The organism is Rhodanobacter sp. KK11, assembly GCF_033345435.1.
Classification (GTDB): domain Bacteria; phylum Pseudomonadota; class Gammaproteobacteria; order Xanthomonadales; family Rhodanobacteraceae; genus Rhodanobacter.
Map to the genome: position 1 here is coordinate 344,745 of NZ_JAWPMI010000004.1, position 23,042 is coordinate 367,786.

The 23,042-nt window shown below is 62.6% G+C and carries 24 protein-coding genes and 1 pseudogene; 14 read left to right on the plus strand and 11 right to left on the minus strand.

Annotation, left to right across the window (positions count from 1 at the left end):
• Positions 1–161 precede the first annotated feature (161 nt).
• The 5 genes from R5H19_RS12160 (at position 162) to R5H19_RS12180 (ending at position 7,289) form a co-directional block, all read left to right on the plus strand.
• Positions 162–3,701, plus strand: coding sequence for a methylmalonyl-CoA mutase family protein (locus tag R5H19_RS12160; protein WP_318159266.1), 3,540 nt, complete (start codon positions 162–164; stop codon positions 3,699–3,701).
• A 3-nt stretch (positions 3,702–3,704) separates the two neighbouring features.
• On the plus strand, positions 3,705–4,244 hold the full coding sequence (locus R5H19_RS12165) for a hypothetical protein (protein WP_318159267.1): 540 nt from the start codon (positions 3,705–3,707) through the stop codon (positions 4,242–4,244).
• Positions 4,207–4,410, plus strand: coding sequence for a hypothetical protein (locus R5H19_RS12170; protein WP_318159268.1), 204 nt, complete (start codon positions 4,207–4,209; stop codon positions 4,408–4,410). Before R5H19_RS12165 ends, R5H19_RS12170 begins: the two co-directional genes overlap by 38 nt.
• A gap of 59 nt (positions 4,411–4,469) precedes the next feature.
• On the plus strand, positions 4,470–5,603 hold the full coding sequence (locus tag R5H19_RS12175; RefSeq protein WP_318159269.1) for a hypothetical protein: 1,134 nt from the start codon (positions 4,470–4,472) through the stop codon (positions 5,601–5,603).
• A gap of 1,020 nt (positions 5,604–6,623) precedes the next feature.
• Complete coding sequence (locus R5H19_RS12180; protein WP_318159270.1) at positions 6,624–7,289, plus strand: hypothetical protein; 666 nt, start codon at positions 6,624–6,626, stop codon at positions 7,287–7,289.
• Between the two features lie 35 nt (positions 7,290–7,324).
• Here R5H19_RS12180 and R5H19_RS12185 read toward each other — a convergent pair whose 3' ends face one another.
• Entirely contained in the window at positions 7,325–8,029 is a 705-nt protein-coding gene (locus tag R5H19_RS12185) for a transposase (protein ID WP_318159271.1), read from the minus strand.
• 250 nt (positions 8,030–8,279) lie between these two features.
• Here R5H19_RS12185 and R5H19_RS12190 point away from each other — a divergent pair, with 250 nt between their 5' ends.
• The 4 genes from R5H19_RS12190 (at position 8,280) to R5H19_RS12205 (ending at position 10,540) form a co-directional block, all read left to right on the plus strand.
• Complete coding sequence (locus R5H19_RS12190; RefSeq protein ID WP_318159272.1) at positions 8,280–8,567, plus strand: alanine-zipper protein; 288 nt, start codon at positions 8,280–8,282, stop codon at positions 8,565–8,567.
• A gap of 177 nt (positions 8,568–8,744) precedes the next feature.
• Positions 8,745–9,362, plus strand: a complete 618-nt coding sequence (locus tag R5H19_RS12195; RefSeq protein ID WP_343230727.1) for a L,D-transpeptidase — start codon at positions 8,745–8,747, stop codon at positions 9,360–9,362.
• Positions 9,363–9,407: 45 nt separating this feature from the next.
• Complete coding sequence (locus R5H19_RS12200; RefSeq protein WP_318156981.1) at positions 9,408–9,722, plus strand: transposase; 315 nt, start codon at positions 9,408–9,410, stop codon at positions 9,720–9,722.
• Positions 9,722–10,540: an IS3 family transposase gene (locus R5H19_RS12205; protein ID WP_318156980.1), complete on the plus strand. Its 819-nt coding sequence runs from the start codon at positions 9,722–9,724 to the stop codon at positions 10,538–10,540. The genes R5H19_RS12200 and R5H19_RS12205 overlap by 1 nt, the downstream gene beginning before the upstream one ends.
• 177 nt (positions 10,541–10,717) lie before the next feature.
• Here the strand turns inward: R5H19_RS12205 and R5H19_RS12210 are convergent, their stop codons facing one another.
• Positions 10,718–11,644, minus strand: coding sequence for an HNH endonuclease (locus R5H19_RS12210; RefSeq protein WP_318159273.1), 927 nt, complete (start codon positions 11,642–11,644; stop codon positions 10,718–10,720).
• 115 nt (positions 11,645–11,759) lie between these two features.
• Positions 11,760–12,464, minus strand: coding sequence for an aspartate/glutamate racemase family protein (locus R5H19_RS12215; protein WP_318159274.1), 705 nt, complete (start codon positions 12,462–12,464; stop codon positions 11,760–11,762).
• A gap of 315 nt (positions 12,465–12,779) precedes the next feature.
• On the opposite strand from R5H19_RS12215, the gene R5H19_RS12220 reads away from it, so the two are divergent.
• From R5H19_RS12220 to R5H19_RS12230, 3 genes are read left to right on the plus strand one after another with little or no spacing between them, the layout of a single operon-like run.
• Complete coding sequence (locus tag R5H19_RS12220; RefSeq protein ID WP_318159275.1) at positions 12,780–13,499, plus strand: transposase; 720 nt, start codon at positions 12,780–12,782, stop codon at positions 13,497–13,499.
• Between the two features lie 48 nt (positions 13,500–13,547).
• Positions 13,548–13,829, plus strand: coding sequence for a type II toxin-antitoxin system RelE/ParE family toxin (locus tag R5H19_RS12225; protein ID WP_318159276.1), 282 nt, complete (start codon positions 13,548–13,550; stop codon positions 13,827–13,829).
• Between the two features lie 16 nt (positions 13,830–13,845).
• The gene (locus tag R5H19_RS12230) at positions 13,846–14,136 is read left to right on the plus strand and encodes a HigA family addiction module antitoxin (RefSeq protein ID WP_318159277.1); all 291 of its coding nucleotides are present in this window, start codon (positions 13,846–13,848) and stop codon (positions 14,134–14,136) included.
• A gap of 148 nt (positions 14,137–14,284) precedes the next feature.
• Here R5H19_RS12230 and R5H19_RS12235 read toward each other — a convergent pair whose 3' ends face one another.
• Both R5H19_RS12235 and R5H19_RS12240 read right to left on the minus strand, forming a co-directional pair.
• Entirely contained in the window at positions 14,285–15,115 is an 831-nt protein-coding gene (locus R5H19_RS12235; protein WP_318159278.1) for a PEP-CTERM sorting domain-containing protein, read from the minus strand.
• 565 nt (positions 15,116–15,680) lie between these two features.
• The gene (locus R5H19_RS12240) at positions 15,681–15,899 is read right to left on the minus strand and encodes a hypothetical protein (protein ID WP_318159549.1); all 219 of its coding nucleotides are present in this window, start codon (positions 15,897–15,899) and stop codon (positions 15,681–15,683) included.
• 139 nt (positions 15,900–16,038) lie between these two features.
• Between R5H19_RS12240 and R5H19_RS12245 the strand changes: the two genes are divergently transcribed.
• Positions 16,039–16,215 (plus strand): hypothetical protein, encoded by a 177-nt coding sequence (locus tag R5H19_RS12245; RefSeq protein ID WP_318159550.1) that lies wholly within the window; start codon positions 16,039–16,041, stop codon positions 16,213–16,215.
• Positions 16,216–16,278: 63 nt separating this feature from the next.
• On the opposite strand, the pseudogene R5H19_RS12250 reads toward R5H19_RS12245, so the two are convergent.
• The 6 genes and pseudogenes from R5H19_RS12250 to R5H19_RS12275 all read right to left on the minus strand — a co-directional run.
• Positions 16,279–16,632, minus strand: a pseudogene (locus tag R5H19_RS12250) (transposase); the annotation flags it as partial.
• Between the two features lie 234 nt (positions 16,633–16,866).
• Entirely contained in the window at positions 16,867–17,268 is a 402-nt protein-coding gene (locus tag R5H19_RS12255; RefSeq protein ID WP_318159279.1) for a hypothetical protein, read from the minus strand.
• An 80-nt stretch (positions 17,269–17,348) separates the two neighbouring features.
• Positions 17,349–18,494 (minus strand): M35 family metallo-endopeptidase, encoded by a 1,146-nt coding sequence (locus R5H19_RS12260; RefSeq protein ID WP_318159280.1) that lies wholly within the window; start codon positions 18,492–18,494, stop codon positions 17,349–17,351.
• Positions 18,495–19,010: 516 nt separating this feature from the next.
• Positions 19,011–19,199: a hypothetical protein gene (locus R5H19_RS12265; protein WP_318159281.1), complete on the minus strand. Its 189-nt coding sequence runs from the start codon at positions 19,197–19,199 to the stop codon at positions 19,011–19,013.
• 36 nt (positions 19,200–19,235) lie between these two features.
• Entirely contained in the window at positions 19,236–19,493 is a 258-nt protein-coding gene (locus R5H19_RS12270) for a glutathione S-transferase C-terminal domain-containing protein (RefSeq protein ID WP_318159282.1), read from the minus strand.
• Between the two features lie 183 nt (positions 19,494–19,676).
• A complete protein-coding gene (locus R5H19_RS12275; RefSeq protein WP_318159283.1) occupies positions 19,677–20,282 on the minus strand; it encodes a heme-binding protein in 606 nt (201 codons plus the stop codon).
• 598 nt (positions 20,283–20,880) lie between these two features.
• On the opposite strand from R5H19_RS12275, the gene R5H19_RS12280 reads away from it, so the two are divergent.
• Entirely contained in the window at positions 20,881–22,995 is a 2,115-nt protein-coding gene (locus tag R5H19_RS12280; protein ID WP_318159284.1) for a hypothetical protein, read from the plus strand.
• Positions 22,996–23,042: the final 47 nt, after the last annotated feature.

The following is a 23,042-nucleotide window of genomic DNA, read 5'->3' on the forward strand; positions in this document are numbered from 1 at the left end:
TTCTCCCCCGGAATTTCAGGGGAAATAACGCCGTCATCCCGGCGAAGGCCGGGATCGCACTTCTGGCCTTCGCCGGGATGACGGCGTGGTAGCTCAAAACTCCGCGCTCCCTGTCGATCCACTAGAATCGACAAGTTCAAGCACCGATGTCCGGAGTTGCCATGAGTTCCCCCGCCAAGCACGTCCCCGCCAGCGCCACGCAAACGGAAACCACCCCGCTGCGTTTCGTCACCGCGGCCAGCCTGTTCGATGGCCACGATGCGGCCATCAACATCATGCGGCGGATCATCCAGAGCCAGGGCGCGGAAGTGATCCACCTCGGCCACAACCGCTCGGTCGAGGACGTGGTGCGCGCCGCGCTGCAGGAAGACGCCGACGCGATCGCGCTGAGTTCCTACCAGGGCGGCCACGTCGAATACTTCAAGTACATGGTCGACATGCTGCGCGAGCGCGGCGCCGGCCACGTGCGCGTGTTCGGCGGCGGCGGCGGCACCATCACGCCGGAAGAGATCCGCGAACTGCAGGCCTACGGCGTGGAGCGCATCTACCACCCGAACGACGGCATGAAGCTCGGCCTGGTCGAGATGATCGAGGACGTGATGCAGCGTGCCGGCAGCGCCGCCGCGAAGCGCGCCGAATCCGAAACCGGCGCACTGCCGAAGGTCGACATCGACGACGAGATCTCGATCGGCCACATGCTCTCGGCGATCGAGGAGGGCAAGCTCTCCGATGCCGAGCTGGAACACCAGCGCAAGCAGTGGAAGCTGGCCGGCAAGCACACGCCCGTGCTCGGCCTCACCGGCACCGGCGGCGCCGGCAAATCCAGCGTGGTGGACGAACTGCTGCTGCGCTTCCTGCACGCGTTCCCGCAGATGCGCATCGCCGTGCTCGCGGTCGACCCCACCCGCCGTCGTTCCGGTGGCGCGCTGCTGGGCGATCGCATCCGCATGAATTCGCTGCGCTCCAAGCGCGTCTACATGCGCTCGATGGCCACCCGCCGCCAGCACGCCGCCACCAGCGTGGTGCTGCACGACTGCATCAATTTCCTGAAGAGCCAGCCGTACGACCTGGTCATCGTCGAGACCGCCGGCATCGGCCAGAGCGATTCGGAGATCGTCGACCTGGTCGACTTCCCGGTCTACGTGATGACCAGCGACTACGGCGCGGCCAGCCAGCTGGAGAAGATCGACATGATCGACTTCGCCGAGCTCATCGTGCTCAACAAGTTCGACAAGCGCGGCGCCGAGGACGCGCTGCGCGACGTGCGCAAACAATGGAAGCGCAACCGCACCGCGTTCAAGGTGGCCGACGAGGACGTGCCGGTGTATCCCACCATCGCCAGCCAGTTCAACGACCCCGGCGTCACCTGGATGTTCGCCAACCTGTGCCGGCTGCTGCGCGACAAGCTGCACTTGCCGGCGGAGAAGTGGACGCCGCAGGTCGACACCACGCTGAAGGAGCCGCGCGCCACCGTGCTGATCCCCGGCAGCCGCGTGCGCTACCTGGCCGAGATCGCCGAGCAGGGCCGCGGCATCAACGCCTCGGTCGCGCACCAGGCCGAGGCCGCCAGCAAGGCGCAGCACTACTACGAGTCGCTGAAGGAACTGGGCGACGCCAAGCTGCCGAAGCCGCTGGAGCTGTACCACGGCGAGGATCTTCACCCCCAGGATGGCAGCGCCGCCGACCGCACCCTGCTGCTGCTGCGCCAGCGCTACAATGCCGCGCTGAAGGAGCTCAGCCACGAGTCCATCCACCTGCTGCGCGACTGGCCGAAGCTGCGCGAGTCGGTGACCAAGGACGTCAACGAATACAAGGTGCGCGACAAGCTGATCCGCGTGGAGAACTACCGCGAATCGCTGAGCCACCAGAAGATCCCCAAGGTGGCGCCGCCGAAGACCGAAAGCTGGGGCGACCAGCTCATGTTCCTCGGCAAGGAAAACCTGCCCGGCCACTACCCCTACACCGGCGGCGTGTACCCGTACCGCCGCAGCGGCGAGGACCCCACCCGCATGTTCGCCGGCGAGGGCACGCCGGAGCGCACCAACCGCCGCTTCCACTACCTCAGCCAGGGCGGCGCCGCCACGCGCCTGTCCACCGCGTTCGACTCGGTGACGCTGTACGGCGAAGACCCGGCGCCGCGCCCGGACATCTACGGCAAGATCGGCAACTCCGGCGTCAACATCGCCACGTTGGACGACATGAAGAAGCTGTACTCCGGCTTTGACCTGAGCGCGCCCGATACCTCGGTGTCGATGACCATCAACGGCCCGGCGCCGATGATCCTGGCGATGTTCATGAACACCGCGATCGACCAGAACGTGGAGAAGTACCTCAAGGAAGATCCCGCGCGCTGGGCCGCGGCGGAAAAGACCATCGCCGCGATGTACCCCAACGGCCGTCCGCAGTATTCCGGCGAGCTGCCCCAGGGCAACGACGGCCTGGGGTTGGGCCTGCTCGGCGTGACCGGCGACCAGCTGGTCGATGCGGAAACCTACGCCCGCATCAAGGCCGACACGCTGACCCGCGTGCGCGGCACCGTGCAGGCCGACATCCTGAAGGAGGACCAGGCGCAGAACACCTGCATCTTCTCCACCGAATTCGCCCTGCGCATGATGGGCGACATCCAGCAGTACTTCGTGGAGCACAAGGTCCGCAACTTCTACTCGGTGTCCATTTCCGGCTACCACATCGCCGAAGCCGGCGCGAACCCGATCAGCCAGCTCGCCTTCACCCTGAGCAACGGCTTCACCATCGTGGAGTACTACCTCGCGCGCGGCATGAAGATCGACGACTTCGCGCCCAACCTGTCGTTCTTCTTCTCCAACGGCATGGACCCGGAATACACCGTGATCGGCCGCGTCGCCCGCCGCATCTGGGCCCGCGCCATGCGCGAGCGCTACGGCGCCAGCGCGCGCAGCCAGATGATGAAGTACCACATCCAGACGAGCGGTCGCTCGCTGCACGCGCAGGAGATCCAGTTCAACGACATCCGCACCACGCTGCAGGCGCTGTACGCGCTGTTCGACAACTGCAACTCCCTGCACACCAACGCCTACGACGAAGCCATCACCACGCCCACCGAAGAGAGCGTGCGCCGCGCGGTGGCGATCCAGATGATCATCAACAAGGAACTGGGCCTCAACTTCAACGAGAACCCGTGGCAGGGCAGCTACGTGGTCGAGGAACTCACCGACCTGGTGGAAGAGGCCGTCTACAAGGAGTTCGAGGCGATCAGCGAGCGCGGCGGCGTGCTCGGCGCGATGGACACCATGTACCAGCGCGGCAAGATCCAGGAAGAGTCGCTGTATTACGAGCACAAGAAGCACGACGGCTCGCTGCCGCTGATCGGCGTCAACACGTTCCTGCCGAAGGATCATGGCGGGGAGATCGCCACCGAGATCGAGTTGATTCGCTCGACGGAGGAGGAGAAGGGGCAGCAGATCGCCAACGTGCAGGCGTTCCAGAAGGCACGCAATGTGCTGGCGCCGGCGGGCGAGACCTCGCACACGCACGGCACCGATTCCACCGACGCACCCGTGCAGCACGTCCACGACAACCACGGCCTGGCCTATCTGCAGAACACCGCGCGGGATCGCAAGAATGTCTTTGCAGCGCTGATGGAGGCGGTGAAGACGCACTCGTTGGGGCAGATCAGCCATGCGTTGTATGACGTGGGTGGCGAATACCGGCGGAACATGTAACGCATGTCGCGCCTGGTTGATCAGATCAAGCAGGCCGTAGCCGCGTTTGTCGGCTGCAAGACGAAGCCCGCGTTGATCGGCGGGCTGGCGTTGGCGGCGCACCAGGTGGTACGCGCCACTCGGGACGTAGACTTCCTCGTCGATGCGGGCGACGCGGATCGCCTGCACGGCATCCTGCTGGGCCTGGGTTATCGCTGCGTGCATCGCAGCGAAGACGCGGCCAACTACCTGCGCGGCGATGAAGGACTGGACCTGCTCTACGCCCATCGCCCTATCGCGAGGCGCCTGCTGGGTGAAGCCAGCGAACGCGCTACGGCGCTTGGCACCCTGCGGGTGATCAGCGCGGAAGGTTTGATCGGTTTCAAGTTGCAGGCACTGGTCAACAACCCGTCCCGCACACGCGACCTCGACGACATTCGCGCGCTGTTGCGCGCGCAGCGCGGCAGGCTCAACATGCAGGAAGTGCAAGAGTACTTCGCGCTGTTCGATCGCCAGGAGATGCTGGATGAATTACTCGCCGAAATCGCCAACGACGAAGCATGAAGGCGTCCGCGAGCCGTTGGTCGGTGCCAACGTGCTGGATGTCGTGCAGGCGGGCAGGGGTGATCTGTCGGACTGGGTGGAGTTGATGGAGGCGGTGGAGGCGTTGTGCCCGGTGTGGCCGAGGGAGAAACGCCCGATGGCGAAGCAGTTCGAGTTCAGGCTTTGAAGAATGCCAAGGGAGGTTAATTCCCTCCGTTCCGTTTTCGACTTGTCTAGGGGAACGATTTGGCTAGTGGTGGTCGAAAAAATCCAAGAAGTCGATGGGATCAGATCGCCATTGCGAAAAAGCGAAACGACCGCAGGCTGGCTCGTCGGCTTAGAACTTACCAGGCAGATCGATGGTCCGAAGAACATGAACCCAAGCGCAATCCACGCTTCAAAGTCACTGGCAAGCGCCGAGGTACAGTAATTCTCAAATTTCCAGAGGTGCTGCAGCTATCTTCTCTTGGCGACTCCGTCAGGCTGCTTGACCTCTTGAAAGAAATTAGAACAGCCGCATTACAAGGAAGCCACAAGCGAATTGTGCTTGATCATAGCAATTTGAAGTACATGGACCCCGAGGCTGCGCTTCTCATACTTTCTGAAATCCAAAGGTGCGAGGCTTACTGCAAGGGGAAGACAGAAATTACTGGAACGCACCCACGCGCACATGAGGTTACTGAGCTGTTAGAAGAAATTGGATTTTATGAGGCTCTTAATATTAAACCTCCTCAATTGCCTGAGTCCTATAAAAGAAGGACCTATGTAAGGATTGAGCGTCGCGACAAAATTTCCCCCGAAGTCGCGGACTCCCTATTGGACTGCTTTTCTAAGGAGCGTTCATTTTTAGCAGACGATAGAAAGCGCCTTCACGTAGCTTTGGTGGAATGTATGGATAATGTTTTTGAGCACGCCTACGATCAGATGGCCGATGATCCATATTTGTATAAAGAATGGTGGCTTGCCGGTTATGCTGATCACAGTGACTCATCTATTGGATTTATTTTTTATGATCAAGGCATGGGTATTCCTTCAACCATTAAGAGGAAGAAGCGTTCACTTATAGAAAGAAGTAGACATCTTCTTTCATGGAAGGACAGTCATTGGATTGAGCGAGCTGTGCTTCGGCCTATTTCTAGGCATAAATCAAAGAGACGTGGGCACGGCCTTGATAGATTGAAGAGATTTCTGGATGGCCTTGATGTTGACGGAGCTCTACGGGTGTTGGCAAATAAGGGTGATGTTGAATTTCTAACCTCTGGACAAGTGCTTAATACGGATTTACCAAATGACGGTCTGGATGGAACACTCATCGTATGGAAACTTCGTGGCGTCGAGGGGCGCGCCTTGGCAACAAGCCCGGGAAACGACCATGAATGATTCGTTCTACTACTCAGTGGCAAAAAGCTTTACACGCTTCCCAGGTGGCCGGCGTCGTCAGCATGGCCCTCACTCTGGGGAAGAGTTCCTTGAGTCAGTGGCACTTCCGTTACTCGAGAAGCATGACAGAGTAATATTCGACCTATCCGGTAGTGCTGGATATAGCTCTGGATTTTTGGACGAGGCGTTTGGAGAATTGGGGGCGATATTTGGGTTGGCGGAAGTCAAACGACGAGTCATTATTCGGGCCGAGGACGACCCGGAGGCAGTGGAAACTGCTTGGGATAGAATTAGAGAGGCTTCCGACGAAGCGGGGAAAACGCAGTAGTGGCCACCACATCAGGTGCTCCGTGGTGGTTGGTGGTATCACTACCTATTGTGGTGGCGATCGCTACGCACTTTCTTACTCTCTCAAGAGAGAGGTCGAAAGCGAGGAACGAGTGGTCAGCACGTTGGTTGGACGATGCCAAGACATCAGTCCATAAAATATCCAATGACGCTCTAACACACTACGTCGCCGCTGATGCTATCGCCAAAACACCCGTATCCGCGGCTTTGATTGTGAGTGAAATTCGTCGTTTGAATCAGCACGTTTGTGAAACTTTGTGCGTTAATAGCGGAGATGCAAAGCGCACGGCGGATGCATTGCGTGCATTCAATAACGCAATCACCCTTCAAGAAGATTTCCAGGACCCTCAAAGGCAGTGCCGAGATGCCACCAGCCCAGTGATTACAGCGATCCGCGATGCGGAGGAGGCTCTGCTAAACGCGCTCGCGGTACCGCGGAAACGAAAAGATTAGCCGAAACCTAGAAGAAGAAAAAACAACAATAGAAAAAAGGTGTCAGAGTAAGATGGCCGAGTTTGACGGACACCTTTGAACGGGGACAATCCCCGGGAGGTGTCAGGTGGTCAAGCGGCAACGATTCACGGCAGAGTTCAAGGGAAAAAAAGTGTCAGGGACAATTTCTGCTCTTTCGGCGCCGGGATATTTGTAATGGTTTGAGAGCAGGGGTCGATCATGTCTCATGTCAGGGTTCGACAGCGGTTGGCGTTGCTTGTCTCGTTTTTAATCTTAGCCGCAGCGTTATTGCTCTGGCGCGCTGCATATCTAAGTGTTGGAGACGATAACCGTAGCCGAACTAATCTTGTCTTGATGACGAGAACACCTCATAGCCTGTTGCAGCTAGAAGAGCAAACAAAACGGATTGAGCAGGTGTCTGCACATGTCGAAGATTACCGGTTAAAAGATATCACCGAGTTGCTGAGCGATACTGCTCGTCTAGCGTCGTATGCCAACCGTGAGATCAAGGCGCAGTCAGATGCGTGGCTTGAGATCAAGCAGAGTGCATCGGTCGACGCGAAAGCCTATCAAGAACTGCAGCGAAGCCTGGCGGCAACCAATCAGTTGCAAGCTCAGGAAATTAGCCGATTGCACGACGTCCTTGGGGAGGCAGAAAGGCCCTCTGCCTTTAACTCTATCGTGTCGTTAATAGCTACCTTCTTTTTGGGTGTTGTCACATCCATACTTGGCGACTATTTGAAAAAGAAGTTTGCCGCCAGATTTCTTCAGGCAGTTGGGAAGGTCTGGGCCACAGTTGCAGGCCGGCGCGGTATAAGTGAAAGGTCGGAGAACGGAGTGAAGGCGCGTGGCATCGACGACGATGAGCTGTTCGATGGTGGATAACCGCCGGAAAAAAGGGCCAAAAAAAGGGGTCAGGTTCATTTTTCCAATGTTTCGGGTGGCTTCGGTGGCCGGCCGCGCGGTCGGACGCTGACGGCTCGCTGGGTTAGTGCTTCGATCTGTTGGTGGAAACGGTCGCTGCCCCAGGCACGTTGTTGCTGGGTGTGTTGGCGCAAGGCGATGAGCTGTGGTTCGTCCAGGTGCTCACGGATCAGTTCGCGATAGGCCGTTTGGCGCGCGGCGGGATCGAGCCCCAGATTGAGATATTCCTGGTGCGGGGTGATCAGTGGATGCTGTTTTCCCCATGCATTGTGGGCGTAGCTCGACCACGGGTAATCCCCGGGCATGGTGGTCATGCCGGCTCGGACAGGGTTGAGCTCGATATACCGATAACAGGCCATCAGGTAGCGCTCCGAGTCGATCAGTGCGGCCTTGAATCGGCCCTCCCACAATGTGCCGGTACGCCGATAGCGTGCGTTGAAGCTGCCGACGTAGCGACGCCCAACCGCTTGCATCATGCGGGAAATGGCACCCGTGCCGGATGGCGTTACAAGCAGGTGGACATGGTTGGTTATCAGTACGAAGGCGTGTACGGCGCAGTCATGCTTGAGCGCGGCTTCGCCTAGTTCCTGCAGGTATTGTCCGTAATCGACGTTGGTAGCGAAGCATGCCTGCCGATCGTTGCCACGTTGCACGACGTGTTGCGGGATGCCCGGCAGGTCAAGTCTTGGCAGTCTGGCCATGGTGGGCGTCCGCTGGGATGAGTCGGCTCAGCATGCCCCTGGCGACACGACACGGCTGCCGTTGGATTCCATCAAGCGCGCAGCCAAGGACCTCGTCCGGCTGTAGGAAAATGTGGTCTTGGTCCAAGCCACGCCTCGGGATTCAACCTCATCTTCACACGCAGGGATGTATTCCAGCGTCACCGGAGGCGGGCCGGGAGGCCGGCACGCAGGCCGCTTTATTTCCCATACGAGACGAAGGAGATAGGAAATGTCTCTGACCAAACGACACCTGGCGATGGCGCGTCTGCTCGGCGTGGCGATCGTTGCCACCTGCGGCCTTGGCGCCTGCGCCTACAAAGACGACTTCGTGCGGGTCAACTCGCGCCTCGATCAACTCGATGCGAAGGTGCAGAGCGCGGCCCAGAGCGCCGAAGCCGCCAATCAGTCCGCGCAGCAGGCCAATCAGTCCGCGCAGCAGGCCAACCAGCGGCTGGATCAATTGGAAGGCCGCGTCCAGAAGCTCGAAACGGCGCCGCGCCGCGTGCCGCGCGGTTAGTCATCGCTTCGCGATGAACGGCTGAACCGGAATTCGGTGGCCCTTGCTGGCCACCGGATCCCTTGTCTGCACCCCATCCTGGTTTCAAGGAGCCGTCCCATCCGCACCTGCCCATACCCTGCGATCCGGGCCGTTCGTGGCGCACTGGCACTTGCGCTGGCGTTTGCGAGTTTCGGCGTGGCCAGCGCCGAGGAGATCGCCGCGCCACCGGTCGCCGCCGTCGACCAGCTTCCGCCGGGCCAGAAGGTGTCCGGGACGGTGATCGCGCTCGCGGGCTGGGTTGTCGCCGTCAGGGACAACCAAGGCTATCCATTCGCGGTCATCGACAAGGCCGCCGCACAGGTCCTGGTCTTCGGCGGCGACGGCCGGCTTCGTGGCGCGGCCCCTGCGCTCTTCGGATCGGCGGTCGGCGATCATTCGGCGCCCGGCGTCGCCGGTTTAGCGCTACGCAAGATTCCGGCCCGGGATCGCACGACGCCGGCTGGTCGCTTCGTGGGCGGTTTCGGTCCGTCGATCGACGCCGGGCGCGTGCTGTGGGTGGACTACGATTCCGCGGTCTCCATCCACCCTACCGCGACGGGCGTCCCGTCCGAGCGACGCGCCGAACGCCTTGCATCGCCTTCGCCGGACGACAACCGCATTACGCACGGTTGTATCAACGTCTCGCCCGAGTTCTACGAGCAGATCATCCGTCCGACCTTCGAGCGGGGCGGGGTGTTCTACATCTTGCCGGAAGAGACGTCGATCGCGGAGGTCTTCCCGGAGTTCGCGCAAAGTAGCGCGAGTGTGTACTGACCCAGTGAAAACCTGCTCAGGTGTTACCTTGAAGAGGAACACCCCATGAGCATCACGATGGACGAAGAGATCAAGCGTTGGACGGCACGCCGGAAGGCGGCGCTGGTACTGGAGATCGTGCAAGGCAAGACCACGGTGGCGGAAGCCAGCCGGCAGTTTGACCTGCAGCCCTCCGAGATCGAGGAATGGATCGACCAGGGCAAGGCGGGGATGGAGAACGCCCTGCGCGCCAAGCCGGAAGATGTGCGCGAGCAGTACGAGCGACAGCTGAAGGACCTACAGGAGGCCTACGGCGAGGCCATGCTGGAGCTGCGCGCACGAAAAAAATTGGCGTCCCTGTTGGGCAAGGACGAGACCTGATGGTCACGATCCAGCAGGGACTGCAGGAGGACGGCATCGCGGTATCGATGGCCAAGCTGTGCCGGTGGTTTGGCGTGGCGCGACGCACGGTGTACTACCGGCCGACCAAGGCGCCGCCGGAGGTGAACGAGGCGTTGGCCACACCGATCAAGGCGTTGATTGAGGAAGAACCTTCGTTCGGTTACCGCACGGTGGCTGGGCTGCTGGGCATGAACAAGAACACCGTGCAGCGGATCTTCCAGCTCAAGGGCTGGCAGGTACGCAAGCGTGCGGTGGGCCATCGCCCGCGTGTCCAGGCCTTGCCTTCCGTGGCGACGGCACCGGATCAGCGCTGGGCCACCGACCTTTGCCGCATCTGGGGTGGTCGCGATGGCTGGCTGACGCTAGCCCTGGTCATCGACTGCCACACCCGCCAGCTGCTGGGCTGGCAGCTCTCGCGCAGTGGCAAGGCCAGCACGGCCGCCGCGGCCCTGGAGCAGGCACTGCTTGCGCGCTACGACACGTTGGGGCGGGTTGCAACGCCATTCCTGCTGCGCTCGGACAACGGCTTGGTGTTCACCAGCCGCATCTACACCCGGCTGGTGCGCAGCTACGGCCTGAAGCAGGAGTTCATCACCCCGCACTGCCCGCAGCAGAACGGCATGGTCGAGCGCGTCATCCGCACCTTGAAGGAGCAATGCGCCCATCGCCACCGCTTCGAGACCCAGCAGCACGCCATGCGCGTGATCGGCGACTGGATCGGCTTCTACAACCACCGGCGCCCGCATCAGGCACTGGGCATGAAGACACCCGCTCAAGCGTATGCTTTAGCGGCCTGACCTGTGCAGGAACCGCTGGGTCATTACAAGTGGGCAACAGGCGACAGGCTCATTGACGCGCTGATCGGACGGGCCGGTCGCGCGGGCTGCCCTTCGAAACCGGGATGGAGGAAGTTCAGCCAAAGGGGACGGAGGTAATTAAGTCACGCCGCCAAGCGCTTTATGTTGGTGCTCGCCTTAGTTCGCCGAGCGAAACTCTGAGAATCGCAGTGCGAGGCGATCGCGATCGGGCAGATCCCGCGGCCGCGCCGGCAAGCGGATGCGGTGACGGTCAAGCTGCTTCAATGCTTCCAGCATCGGCCCATCCCTTTGGCCCATCAAGCGCTGTGAAACATGCAAGCAGTAGTCTGGGTCAATGCCGATGAGGTGGGCGTCGAATGCGGCGTGGTGGATTTTTGATAGGGGGAGGCCATTAGGGACGACCGGTTGACCCAAGGCTTCATGCTTGTCGCTGATGATGTGTGCGGCGTCCAGCAGCATGGGCTCGGGCAGGCCGGTTAGCGCGCAACGCCCGTCATAGGCGGTGAGTACGGCTTGCCGGAACGTTGCCTGGTGAAGGCGTTGCTTGACCGCACTGAGGGCATAGCGACGTGCCGGCTGTTCGTCTGGAAATGCGGCGCCACCGTGCGCGGCAGGCTGGCCGAATCCCACCATGGCTTTCAGTGCGTGCCGATCCCATGCTGCGATGAACGCTGGAACCTGCGCGAGGAAGCGCCCCGGCGCGATTCCAATGAAATAGATGATGGGGATTTTTTGCTCGCAGGCTTCTCGCAGCCAGCGGTTGTCAGCGGCATCCGGGTTGGTCCCCATAAAGGCGTATTCGACCAGGTCCTCGCTTTGGTAAATCTGGCGATGCACATGGCGTTGGTCGTCGTACCAGATCTTTGCGCCCGGTTTCGGGAAGACAGTGCGGATGGACAAGAGGTGCTCCATCTGCCGCGGCTTGAAGATTCCGCGCTGTGGATTCACCAGCGGTATACGATTGCCTTCGAAAAAGAAACCTTCGGCGAGTTGCTGGGATGACAAATAGTCGTGCGTGGCGTTTAGCCGACGCAGGTGCTCGAATGCGGCCGAACGCATGCGGATGTCGGATTCGCCTTCCATTCGGCTGAGTGCCCCTCTCGGTCAGTATGGCCCAGGATAGTGTTCCCTGCGGCGAATGGCACGGGCTCGACACGCGAGAGCAGGGGGCCGACTCGACTTCGATCAGGTCGCACCTTTAACCGGAATGCTCCGCGAGCATCCAGTCCACGGCGGCCTGGCAGTGCAGTTCGGTGGTGTCGACGCGCGGGATGTCCGGCGCGTCCACTGCGCGCAGCAGCATGCCGAACTCGGTGCAGCCGAGGATCACCGCCTGCGCGCCTGCGGTATGCATCCGGCGCATGATGGTGATGAAACGTTCGCGCGATGCCGCTTCCACGCGTCCTTTTACCAGCTCGTCAAAAATGATCTGGTGCAGCGTGTCCTGTTCTTCCGGCGTCGGCACGCTGATGGACAGGCCGTGGCGTTCCAGCCGTTCGCGGTAGAACGGCTGGGCCATGGTGAAGCGGGTGCCGAGCAACGCGGCGCGGCGGTGGCCATCGGCCAGCAAGGCGCGGGCGGTGATGTCTGCAAGATGCAGCACGGGAACGTTGACGGCCGCCTCGACCGCGGGCGCCACCCGATGCATCGTGTTGGCGCAGATCAACAGGCCTTCGGCCCCGGCGTTTTCCAGCCGGCGCGCGGCATCGGCGAGGATGCGGCCGGCGGCATCCCAGTCATCGGCGTGTTGCAGGGCCGCGATCTCGGCGAACTCGACACTCCACAGCAGCAACCTGGCCGAGTGCAGGCCGCCCAGGCGCGCGGCAACCAGCTCGTTGATGCGCTGGTAGTAGTGCAGAGTGGATTCCCAGCTCATGCCACCGATCAGCCCGATGGTTTTCATGCCGTGCATCGCCCAGTGGATTGGAGCCGGAATTCTGGCACAAGCAAAGCCCGGGTCAGAGTGCACTTTCCGACCGCGTGCGATTGGCCTGGCGGGCAGCAGGGTGCGAAGGGATTGCGCGGTCTTGGTGCTTGGCCCCCAAAAAGGGGGCTGGCTTGTTTCCCCCTCGGCGCGTGGCTTTTCCAGGGCGCCGCGTAACCGGGTCAGAGCCCCTTGCAAGCAAGGTTCGTGGTGGCTGGCGTGGTGAGGGGTGGAGGCTGATGGGCAGGACGTGATCGGCTTGGCAGGCTGGAGTGGTGCCGAGGGAGACTCCGGATGCCGCGCCAACCCAGACCTGATCTTGCCGATGTTCCGCAGCATGTGGTTCAGCGGGGCAATGATCGTCAGCCATGCTTTTACGTGACTGACGACTACCGACGTTATCTTGCCGGATTGCGCGAATCAGCCATCCGCTATGGCTGTTCGGTACATGCGTACGTGCTGATGACCAATCACGTGCACTTGCTGGTCACGCCGTCATCGGCTGGCGCAATGTCGCGGATGATGCAGTGGCTGGGTCGCCAGTATGTGGGCTATATCAACGGACGGTATCGGCGTACCGGCACGCTGTGGGAGGGTCGTTACAAGTCTTGCCTGGTCGATACCGAGCGCTACCTGCTCACCTGCTATCGCTATATCGAACTGAACCTTGTGCGGGCAGCCATGGTGGCTGATCCGGCCGACTATGCGTGGTCAAGCTGCCGTGCCAACGCGCAGGCGTTGCCAGACAAGGTGGTAATGCCGCACGTCGAATATCTGCGTCTTGGTACCAGTGTGTCGGAACGCTGCGTCGCCTACCGGCAACTATTCGAGGAAGTATTGGGCAACGATCGCCTGGTCCAGATTCGTGCGTACGTGCAGCAGCAACGCGCGCTTGGCACGCCGCGATTCCAGCGCGAGATCGAGGCAATGATCGGCCGTTGCGCCAGCGTTCGTGCTGCCCACCGCCCGCGACGGAACAAGGATGCTTTCGGAACGGGCTCTGACCCGCCTTGATTCTCATGACGCCTTGCGTCATATGACGGCTTGCGTTATGGTGGGGCTGTGATCAGGAACTTTGCCGACAAGGAAGCGGAAAAGATCTGCGGCGGAACGCCATCCCGGCACTTGCCCGCCGATATCCAATCCGTGGCGCGCCGCAAATTGCGCATGCTTGGCAACGCTTCCGTGCTGGATGATCTGCGCGTTCCGCCGGCCAATCGGCTCGAAGCCCTCAAAGGCGATCGCAAAGGCCAGTACAGCATCCGGATCAACGATCAATGGCGTATCTGCTTTCGATGGATCGACGGTGACGCCCACGACGTGGAAATCGTCGATTACCACTGACGCCAACGAGTCGATCATGAAGAGCCTGCCCAACATCCATCCCGGCGAAGTGTTGCTCGAGGAGTTTCTGACGCCCATGGGCATCAGCCAGAACGCCTTGGCCCGTGCCGCCGGCGTGCCGCCGCGCCGCATCAACGAGATCGTGCTCGGCAAGCGTGGTGTCACGGCAGATACCGCCGTGCGCCTGGCCGCTGCCCTGGGGACCAGCGAGCGCTTCTGGCTGGGACTTCAGGCGGACTACGATCTGGAAGAGGCCCGCCGGACACTCGGCAAGGCTGTCGACAAGATTGAGCGGATTGCGGCATGAGGGCCCGGGTCTCGGGGTTCCGAACCGGTTCCGAACCCAAAAAGGTGGCACCTTTTGCCTTTTGCGGCGAAAGCAGGGTCAGAGCGCACTTTCTTGAAGGTCGACTCTGACCCTGTTTTAAGCTTGCCCGTCAACGGGAACCGCTCGCTCAGCGGGCGAGTTTGCGACGGCTTAATGCGAGTCCGGCCAGGCCGAGGCCGAAAAGCGCAAGTGCTGGGGGTTCGGGAACTGTCTCGCCGCCGCCACCACCCGTAACGGTTTTACCGTTCGCCAACAGGCTGGAGAAGCCGGCAGGATAATCGGGGCCACCGTTGAAATAGCTGGTTGTGAAACCCAGCGCAGCAAAGAAACCAGCCTGGTCGTAGGCCTGATGGGTCCAGCAGCCAATAACGCCGGGCTGTGTGAAGCCATTCGATATCCCCGCGGCAGTGACCGTCTCGCCATCGCTGCAGCCTGAACCGGACAGACTGCCGCCGACACCAGCAACGTGCGCATTGCCGGCACCGCCGGCACCGACGGCAAAGTCCCATGCCGCACCGCCGGTGTAGTTCTCGATCATCACCGTCCCGCCGGCCGCCAAGTACGCGCTGATGGCGCTCGCCGCACCAGGAGCTGTGACCAAGCTGTCATCCTCAATGCAGCAACCGCCGCTGGAGGAGATGAAGTAAAGAGCGACATAACCATTCAACGGCCCCGCAGCAGCCACGCTTGCGAAGTTCATGACGGAGTGGGTCCCCGAAGACAACGTGGCACTGCCAATGGCGGCGATTGGCCTTGGATCGCTGCCTCCGATGGCTGTCCAAGTCTGATCGCGATAGGCGACCGCGCTTGGATCGCCGAATCTCGAATGGAGCCCGATCGCATCGCTGCCTTCCAGGATGACGGTCGCGTTGGCCGACTGGATCATGGCGCCAGTGAAAAGCAGGACAGCGGCGCCGACCCAGGTGCTCCTCAATACACCTTTTATGATCTTCAACATGACATGGCTCCTTATGATTACAGATAGAGAGCGGGGTAACGCGGCCTCCATGTCAGTCTCAGAACCCAGACTGGGTGGGCGACTTGGATTTGTGTTCAGGAGGTAGCGAGTCTCTCAGACGCTTATTACGTGAGCCGCCTGCACCAATAGTTTCCAGCGGCATGCTTTATCCAGCACGCTTCGTGCCATAATATTAAAGTTTATTTTTATCAACATGTTACGTTTATTCAATGTCGCGATTTGAAGCGGTTTCTGTAAACATCGTCGACACTTTCGCAAGATGCTCCGGGAAACGGGGGACGGGGCCACCATTTCACCGCTGGTTCACCATTTCGCCGTCCGCATTCAATAGGCCGCACTCGCTCTTCCCCGGTAATCCCGAAGAGTGAGTGCTCGTCTTGCCGCTGATCACCTCCGCCGTGTTTCATGCGGCGCCAAGATGGCGCCAGTCACCGTTAGTGCCGCGACAGCAGCCCTTGCTGCTGTCCAGACACTCGTCGGTCATCGCGGATCCCGTCCCTGTGCACGTGTGCGGGCACGGCCAGGGCAGGTCCGCGCAGCGAATTCACTCGGTGGCCGCCGGCTTGATCAGCATGCCGGCGTGCGTTTCCTGCAGGCGTCCGTTCTCGCGCGCGACCACGCCGTTGACCAGCACCAGGTCGAACCCTTCGGCGAGGGCATGCGGCTCGACATAGGTCGAACGCTCGCGCACCGACGCGGGGTCGAACAGCACCGCATCGGCCCACTGGCCGACCTTGATCGTGCCGCGGTCGGGCAGGCCCATGATCAAAAACAGGGGTCAGAGTGCACTTTCTGATGTTTGCTTTTTGAGGCGTCTTCCTCGGTCGGCCGATCTTGGCAGGCCCCGCGCGGCGCGAGAGTTGCGCTTCAATAGCGATGCGGAAGCGGTCGGGGCCTAGGGCGTGCTGGCGCTGAAGGTGGATGCGGATCGCGTCGAGATGATCCTGGGGCAGGTCTTCCGTGGCGATGGCGCGGTATGCGCGATGTCGCTCATCGTCTGTGCTGCCCAGCGCCTGATATACAGGATGGGGATGGATCAGCGGGTCGTCATGGCCGAACGCATTGTGTGCGTGGCTTGACCAAGGGTAGTCCAGCGGGTCGACGGTCATGCGGGCGCGGACCGGGTTCAGTTCGATATAGCGATAGCAGTGCAGCAGGTAGGTTTCCCGGTCCACCAGTGAGGACTTGTAGCGGCCTTCCCACAACGTGCCGGTGCGCCGGTAGCGATCATTGACGTAACGCACGTAACGCCGCCCCAGGGACTGCATCACCCGCGCGATCTGTCCGCCGGCGGCGGGCGTCATCAACAGATGCACGTGATTGGTCATCAACACATACGCATGGACGTAGCAGCCTTCGCGCAGTGAGATTTCGCGCAAGTCTTGCAGGTAACGCACGCGATCCAAGTCGGTAAAGAAGCACGGCTGGCGATCATTGCCACGCTGGACGACGTGCTGGGGGATATGAGCGAGGTCGAGTCGTGGCAGGCGGGGCATGGCGGCTTCCGTGCGGGCAGATCGCCAGTGTTCCTGCCCAGCCGATCACGATCTGTCGGGTCTTACCACGACGTTTCGTCGGAAAGTGCACTCTGACCCCGGTTTTAAAAGTGCACTCTGACCCCGGTTTTACTGTTTTAGACCCCGGTTTTAAGGACGGAACCAGGCCATTCAGGACATTGCCGAATGGAATGGCGCTGCCACTCGCCGGTTTCCGGAAATGGGGCCCGGCGACTACCCAGGCTTGCGGATGCGCGGCTGGCCCGAGGTCGGATCGATGTCCGACTGGGGCTTCGGAGCAGGCGCCGGGCGGCCGGAGACGCGCTGCGTCGCGGGATCCACCTCGAACCGCTCGCCACGCTCGTTCTCGATCAGCAGCTTGCCGCCTTCGGCGCGCAGCGAGCGGAACCACACGTCCTGCACGTCGCCCTCCAGCTCGGGGCGACGTGGGTTCTCGTAAACCTTGAGGCGCCACACTTCGCGATTGGACGCGTCGTAAGCCGCGAGAATGCCGCCGACCTGGCCATCCGTTTCAAGGTCGCCGGGAACCTGGGCGTAACGCATGCCCGCGATGAAGACGGGTGGTACACGCGGCGGAGGCGCGCGGCTGGCGCTGGGTTCGGGAGTGTGGGTCATGGTGTTTTCCTTGCCACTGGCGCCGCAGCCCGCGGCCACGGCCAAAACGAAAAACGCAGCCGCAATGACGACGGCATGCCTCATTGCCGGACGAGCTTGCGCTCGACCCTTTGTGTCGCTGTCCAGCCTGTGTCGTCGTAGAGCTTGTTGCCCAGCGCCGCAATGCGGTCGCGCTCGCCCAGCGCACCGGCGGCGTCCGCGCAGAAGAATGCCCAGCTGTCGGCATTGGCCAGGCACTGCGCCATCGTGAGCGTGCGCACGGGAGCAAAGCCGGGTTGCAGTGCCACTCGCGCATTGTTGACACGACGGAACACATCCGAGTCGCGCGGCAACAGCCCCTGCCAGCTGTAGCTGTGGTCGGCGGTCTGGCAGTAGTTGTGGGTGAGTTCGTGCACGATGATCCTCGCCCAGTTGGTGGCGCCGGTCAGCGTGTTGCCGTTACCCCAGAAGCCGGGCTCGACCCATATGGCGTGGATGTCGTGATTGGTAAACGTATAAGCCTCGCTCTGCTCCCAGCTGCTGCCGGAGCCGCGCTGGGCGGGATCGTCGAGAACAATCAGGTCGCCGATCTTAAGGCCGATGGCGATTTTCAACAGGCCGCGGCGCAGCGAGGTCGCCGCGGCGGCGACGGCACCATCGATGTCGGCATGGCCCGCCGGAATGAACCAGCGCTGCAGCAGCGCCCTGTGTTCGGGCCGCGTCGGATCCCCCGCCACGATCATTGCGCGTTCGACCCAGCGCAGCGCTGTCGTCACGGCGCCCTCGATGCGACGCTTCTGCTCTTCGCTGTAGATCTCCGTGGTGGCGTTCAACACCTGGTCCACCAGCGCGTCCGATTCGTTGGCAAATTCGATCGGGTGGGAGGTCAGCGCCGAGGGGGTGGAAAGCATCCAGAGCTTTTGCGCGCCCGCAACTTCGGAGTAATAGAGATGCGCGAGCGTCTTGAGCAGCAACGCCCGCGAGCGCGCATTGTCCGAGGGCTTGCCGAGCAGCCCGCCGTTGGCCTTGGCAGCGGCGCGAAAAGTCTTGGCCAGCGATTTCGCGCCGGCGAGCCGCCGGCGTATGGCGCTGGGAATCGTCGCCTGCAGGTAATTGAATCCATCGTCGCGAACCAGCCGCGGCAGCGCTTCGGCGACGGGTTTCCAGTCGCTCGCATACTTGTCGGGTGACTGCACCGCCGCGACGAGCTTCTTGTGGATCGTCAGATAGGGTGAGGGGTCAGCCATGGAAAGATCCTCCCTGAAAGATCAATGAGCTGCAGAAACTCGGCGCGTGCGCCCAGCGACTCTAGACGTCTTGGCACGACGCAGCAAGAGCCCCGCCTTCGGCGGAGGGGCTGCCGGTCAACGGGGGCAGGCTCACTTCCTCAGGAAGGTGTCAGGGACAATTTCCGGCGGCGGCTGGGGGTGAGGGACGCGGCGGGCGCACTGCCGCGATTGATGCATGTCTTCGCGCGAAACTGTGCGGGTTTGTTCAATGGGCGGCGGCCGTACCGGGACGCTGTGGGAAGGGCGCTACAAGGCGAGCCTGGTGGATTCGGGGCGTTACTTCCTTGCCTGCAGCCGCCATGTCGAACTCAATCCGGTCCGCGATCATCTGCAGCAGCAGAAAGTGTCGGGATCCGGCCGGTTCCGCGCATGGGTCGAAGCACGAACAGGCCGGTTTGCCGCGGTCCGACCGATCGGCGTCCGCCTGCACGTTCAAATTGTCCCCGGCACCTTTTACGCCACTCACGATTTACGTCACTGCCGGCGCAGCTGGCCGTCGCCAATGCCCAGGCAGAGCCGCCGCAGCCAGTCCAGCGAAGACTTTGCTGGCGTGATGGTGGCGGGCGGCGGTGCGGATCGCTTCGCTGCAGCCAGTCGGCGCGCCAGGCGCGCATCGGTGATATGGCCATGCAGGAACAACAGGTCGGTCCAGAGGGAGCTCATGGGGGTGTGCGGTCCAGTCGGTGCGGAGGGAAGCGTTCAGTCGCGAGTGTCGCCGCTGAGCGTGGTGGCCAGCATCGATGGGCGCTGGCTGAAGTGCGTGTACCAGGCGGACAGGCGTGGGCGGCCGTCGGCAAATGGATAGATGTGGCGGAAGGCAATCCAGCTGAGCGCGGTGGCCAGAGCGATGTCGCCGATGTCGGGCACGGTATCCACCGGCAGCGCGCCGTCGAGCTCCCGTTCGAGCAGGTCGCAGGCGGCCGCAATCTTCTCCGGAAAACCCGGCTCAGAGTGCACTTCCGGCTAGTTGGTGCGTGCCGTGGCAGCCCGTGTAGGACGTGCAACCCCAGAAGCGTTCGTTGGTGAGGCGGTTGGCGCGCAGCTGCGTCTCCATGCCGCGGCGCAGGCTCCGATGGCGTGGCGGCCTGGTGGAAACCACGCATCACGAATGCTTACGCCTCGGCTTCGAGGGCTGCTGACCTAGCGTTCGATCTCGACCATGACCTCGTTCCGGCGCATGAACCACAAGGTCCATGGCGGGTTGTACTGCGCCAGCGTGACCGCGCCGGTGGCGTGCAGGCCATGGGATGCCACCCATGCCAGCAGTTCGCTGGATTTCCGCTGGACATCATCGGGTTTCGCCAGGCCCGAGAACCGCAGGGCGGCAACGCGTGCCGGTCTGGTGCGGCGCAACCTCACCCTGGCGTCGTCGGGTACCGGAAGTGTTTCCAGTGACCAGGCGCGTGGCATGGTGAAGCGGACCACCCAGCTGCCGACAGCACCCTGCGTTTGCGCGACCGGTGCGGTCATCGCGATCCTTTCGCCGACGGCTTGCTGCGCGACGGGAGCCGTCATGGCGATGCTCTGACGCTTCTTGTTGGCGCCGAAGATATACCCGGCGAGCAGGCGAAAGCCCTTGTTGGCGGCCTCTTTCTGACCGCCGTCCACGGTGACTTCGGCCACCACGAGCGCGGGGTAGTCACGCACTTCAAAGTCACCGTCGCGACGGACTTCGTTGTACGCAGGCGTTTCAACGGCCATCGCTGCGTTTCCGAGTACGGCGACGAACAACACGCCGGCCAGCATTCCTCGTCTCATGGCCATCCAGCACTCCAGGTTGCTTCATGGGTGGTCCGGCAATGCCCCGGGCATGTTCTGGCGCCCGGCTGCCCCGTTTGGACCTGGCGCGTAGTCGTCGAGAACCGGCGAACCCGAGCCGCGGCATGCCCTCTCCAGACCGATGGCTCATGGCTTGTGCCCTCCGTCCGGCGAGGTGGTCGTGAACCCCATGCTGGTACCGCGACGTGCGGTGGTGTTGATGCAGGTCAAGAGGAGCGGAGAACGGCAGCGGGCAAAGAAAAACAGGGTCAGCTTCACTTGTACCCGCTTGAATCGCGACTTGGTGGCCCGTACGCAGACCCGAGGCCGACAAAGCGTCGAGCCTTGGCTTCGACCATGGCGTGGAAGTCGTCTCGACCCAAGGTACGTTGCTGTCGGAGATGGGCTTGGATGGTCGTCAGCTCGTCGTCGGGCGGGGTCTCGCGCAACATCGGCGGTGCGAGGCGGCGCAGGCAGGCGCGGGCCCGGTCTCGAAGTCATTTGACTTCCGCCGTCCCGCTTTCGCGTTTTTCTCCTTTTCTCCTTGTTCTCCGTTACATTGGAGCCTCCTGGGGGGGAGCCATCCATGGCCATTTCCGTCATCCGGGCAGTATTGCTGCTGCCCCTGTGCCTGTTGCTGGCTGTCGTTGCCCGCGCGGAGGAGCCGGCGGTTGCCCGCGATCCCGCGCCGTGGGGCGTGCTCGGCCAGCTGGCCGGCACCAGCTGGAGCGACAAGTACCTCAATTACCGCTGGCGCTGGGGACCGGACAACAGCCTGCTTGAGTCCGGCTCCGGCTTCCCCACGGCCACCATCGTGCAGGGCGAACGCCCGGGCACGCTGGTGCAGTACTACACGTCGCGGCATACCTACGACGGCTACATCGGCGAGGACGGCTCGGTGCTGTGGATCCGCCGCGGCGTCCTCAAGATGCCGATGCGCATCCGGCTGGACGGCGACGAACTGGTGATGGAAAAGGTGAAGCTGGACGACGCCAACCGGGTGGTTCGGGTCACCCGCGAGACGCGCTACCGCCGGGTCGATGGCGGTACAGCCCCGGCCACGGCGCCCACGCCCGTGGTGGCTGCAGTGCCGGCGATGCAAGGTCCGACGGGCAGCTTGCCGCCGGCGCCGGAGGCTCGCCTGGCGCAGGCCACGCCGACGGCACCCGCATCGCCCGCGACCGTTGCTGCGCCGCAGGCCAGCGAGGTGAAGCAGGCACCCGTCGTCGCTGCGGCCGGCGGTACGGCGGCTACTGCAGCGGCCCCTGCCGCTCCGACGTTGTCCGATTTCGATGCTCTGCTGCAGAGCACCTTCGAGGATATGTGCGCGTCGGCGACGGAGCGCAAGAGCCGCTTCTGCGATGCGCTGGTGGCGCTGATCGCGAAGCGGCAGGCCGATGGCATCGCCATCGAAATCCATGAGCCGGCGCCCGAAAAGCCGGCTGCGAAGAAGGGCGTTGCCGGCAAGAAAGGCGCCGCGAAAAGCGTGACGCAGCAAGAGCTGCTGTCGTCGCACCTGGGCGTGATGGCCAAGCTGATCGACCAGCCGCGATTCGTTTTCAGGAGGGAGCCCGAGCGCGATCCGCCCAGTTCGCCCGACAAAGGCTACGTGTTCGCGTGGACCGTCCCCGAGGTGGAGCTCGAGTGGAAGCGCATCACGGCAGGCGAGGAAGGCCCGGCCATCCAGATCCACCGGTGGAACGCCAAGCGCCGGGAGGTGATCGGCCTGCCGCTCGATCCCAAGGCCGCCTACGTGCACAAGGTGACCGTCGAGACCGGGGACGTCACGCACATATCGACGCTGCAGCCGAACAACCGCGGATCACGCACGTTGTTGCGGGCGTTGCCCGACGGTGGGATCCAGTGGACCAGCCAAGCCATCAGGGATGGGGCGTGGACCACCCTCGGCACGAGCTACGATGTCCCCAGCACACCCGAATGGGTCGCCCGGTGGCAGCAGCGGCAGGCGCGTCTCCGCGAAGAGGCGCGGCTCGCGGCGGAGCGGTGGCAGGCCGAGCGCGATGCGATGGAAGCGCAGGAGTTGGCGCGGCAGCAGCAAGAGGCCGAGGACGAAGCGGAGTTCGAGGCCGAGCGTGCCCAGAAGGCTGCCGCCTGGAATGCGATGGCATCGGCCTCCGAGCAGGGGCTGGCGGACTCCATCGCGCGCCTCAACGAAACCGCGGCGCGGGTCCAGGCCCAGCAGGAGCAGTACCGGCTGCAACAGCAGTACGCACAACAGGCAGCCCAGTCCGAGCAGCGCCGGCGCGAGGCCGAGAACGCGCGCCAGGCCACCCAGCGCCAGTACGAGATCGCACGCCAGTTCGAGGCGCAGCAGCAGGCGCAACGCCAGACACAGGCGGAGGCCCGGGCGCAGACGCAGACGCAACGCCAGGCGCAGAGTGCGTCGGCCGCAGCTGCCGGCTCGGCGTCCACGCTGACCGATGCCAACACCTGCGTGAGCCGGCCGATCGTCGGCCCCAACCATGCGTGCGGCAAGGGTACGTCGGCCTCGGTCACCAACCAGTGCCCTTCGCCTGTGGACGTACGCATGTGCTCGATGACGCCCAAGGGGTGGGATTGCAGCGCACGTTGGGGCCTGGCGCCCGGCGCCAGCTGGAGTCAGGCGTGGTGTGCAGGCACCTCGCAGGTCTTCATGTCAGCCCGCAACAGCGGCAGCAGCACTGCGCTCGGTTCGCCCTGAAACCGGGACGGAGGAAGTTGAATCCTCCGACTCGACGTCCGCACGCC

Excerpts from the sequence above, each read along its gene's own strand:
- R5H19_RS12255 (WP_318159279.1), bottom strand. The coding sequence starts at position 17,268 with ATGACCCACACTCCCGAACCCAGCGCCAGCCGCGCGCCTCCGCCGCGT.
- R5H19_RS12165 (WP_318159267.1), top strand. The coding sequence starts at position 3,705 with ATGTCGCGCCTGGTTGATCAGATCAAGCAGGCCGTAGCCGCGTTTGTC.
- R5H19_RS12240 (WP_318159549.1), bottom strand. The coding sequence starts at position 15,899 with ATGGGCCTGCCCGACCGCGGCACGATCAAGGTCGGCCAGTGGGCCGAT.
- R5H19_RS12215 (WP_318159274.1), bottom strand. The coding sequence starts at position 12,464 with ATGAAAACCATCGGGCTGATCGGTGGCATGAGCTGGGAATCCACTCTG.
- R5H19_RS12160 (WP_318159266.1), top strand. The coding sequence starts at position 162 with ATGAGTTCCCCCGCCAAGCACGTCCCCGCCAGCGCCACGCAAACGGAA.
- R5H19_RS12220 (WP_318159275.1), top strand. The coding sequence starts at position 12,780 with ATGCCGCGCCAACCCAGACCTGATCTTGCCGATGTTCCGCAGCATGTG.
- R5H19_RS12210 (WP_318159273.1), bottom strand. The coding sequence starts at position 11,644 with ATGGAAGGCGAATCCGACATCCGCATGCGTTCGGCCGCATTCGAGCAC.
- R5H19_RS12280 (WP_318159284.1), top strand. The coding sequence starts at position 20,881 with ATGGCCATTTCCGTCATCCGGGCAGTATTGCTGCTGCCCCTGTGCCTG.
- R5H19_RS12230 (WP_318159277.1), top strand. The coding sequence starts at position 13,846 with ATGAAGAGCCTGCCCAACATCCATCCCGGCGAAGTGTTGCTCGAGGAG.
- R5H19_RS12265 (WP_318159281.1), bottom strand. The coding sequence starts at position 19,199 with ATGAGCTCCCTCTGGACCGACCTGTTGTTCCTGCATGGCCATATCACC.
- R5H19_RS12260 (WP_318159280.1), bottom strand. The coding sequence starts at position 18,494 with ATGGCTGACCCCTCACCCTATCTGACGATCCACAAGAAGCTCGTCGCG.
- R5H19_RS12275 (WP_318159283.1), bottom strand. The coding sequence starts at position 20,282 with ATGCTGGCCGGCGTGTTGTTCGTCGCCGTACTCGGAAACGCAGCGATG.
- R5H19_RS12205 (WP_318156980.1), top strand. The coding sequence starts at position 9,722 with ATGGTCACGATCCAGCAGGGACTGCAGGAGGACGGCATCGCGGTATCG.
- R5H19_RS12200 (WP_318156981.1), top strand. The coding sequence starts at position 9,408 with ATGAGCATCACGATGGACGAAGAGATCAAGCGTTGGACGGCACGCCGG.
- R5H19_RS12235 (WP_318159278.1), bottom strand. The coding sequence starts at position 15,115 with ATGTTGAAGATCATAAAAGGTGTATTGAGGAGCACCTGGGTCGGCGCC.
- R5H19_RS12190 (WP_318159272.1), top strand. The coding sequence starts at position 8,280 with ATGTCTCTGACCAAACGACACCTGGCGATGGCGCGTCTGCTCGGCGTG.
- R5H19_RS12185 (WP_318159271.1), bottom strand. The coding sequence starts at position 8,029 with ATGGCCAGACTGCCAAGACTTGACCTGCCGGGCATCCCGCAACACGTC.
- R5H19_RS12170 (WP_318159268.1), top strand. The coding sequence starts at position 4,207 with ATGAATTACTCGCCGAAATCGCCAACGACGAAGCATGAAGGCGTCCGC.
- R5H19_RS12180 (WP_318159270.1), top strand. The coding sequence starts at position 6,624 with ATGTCTCATGTCAGGGTTCGACAGCGGTTGGCGTTGCTTGTCTCGTTT.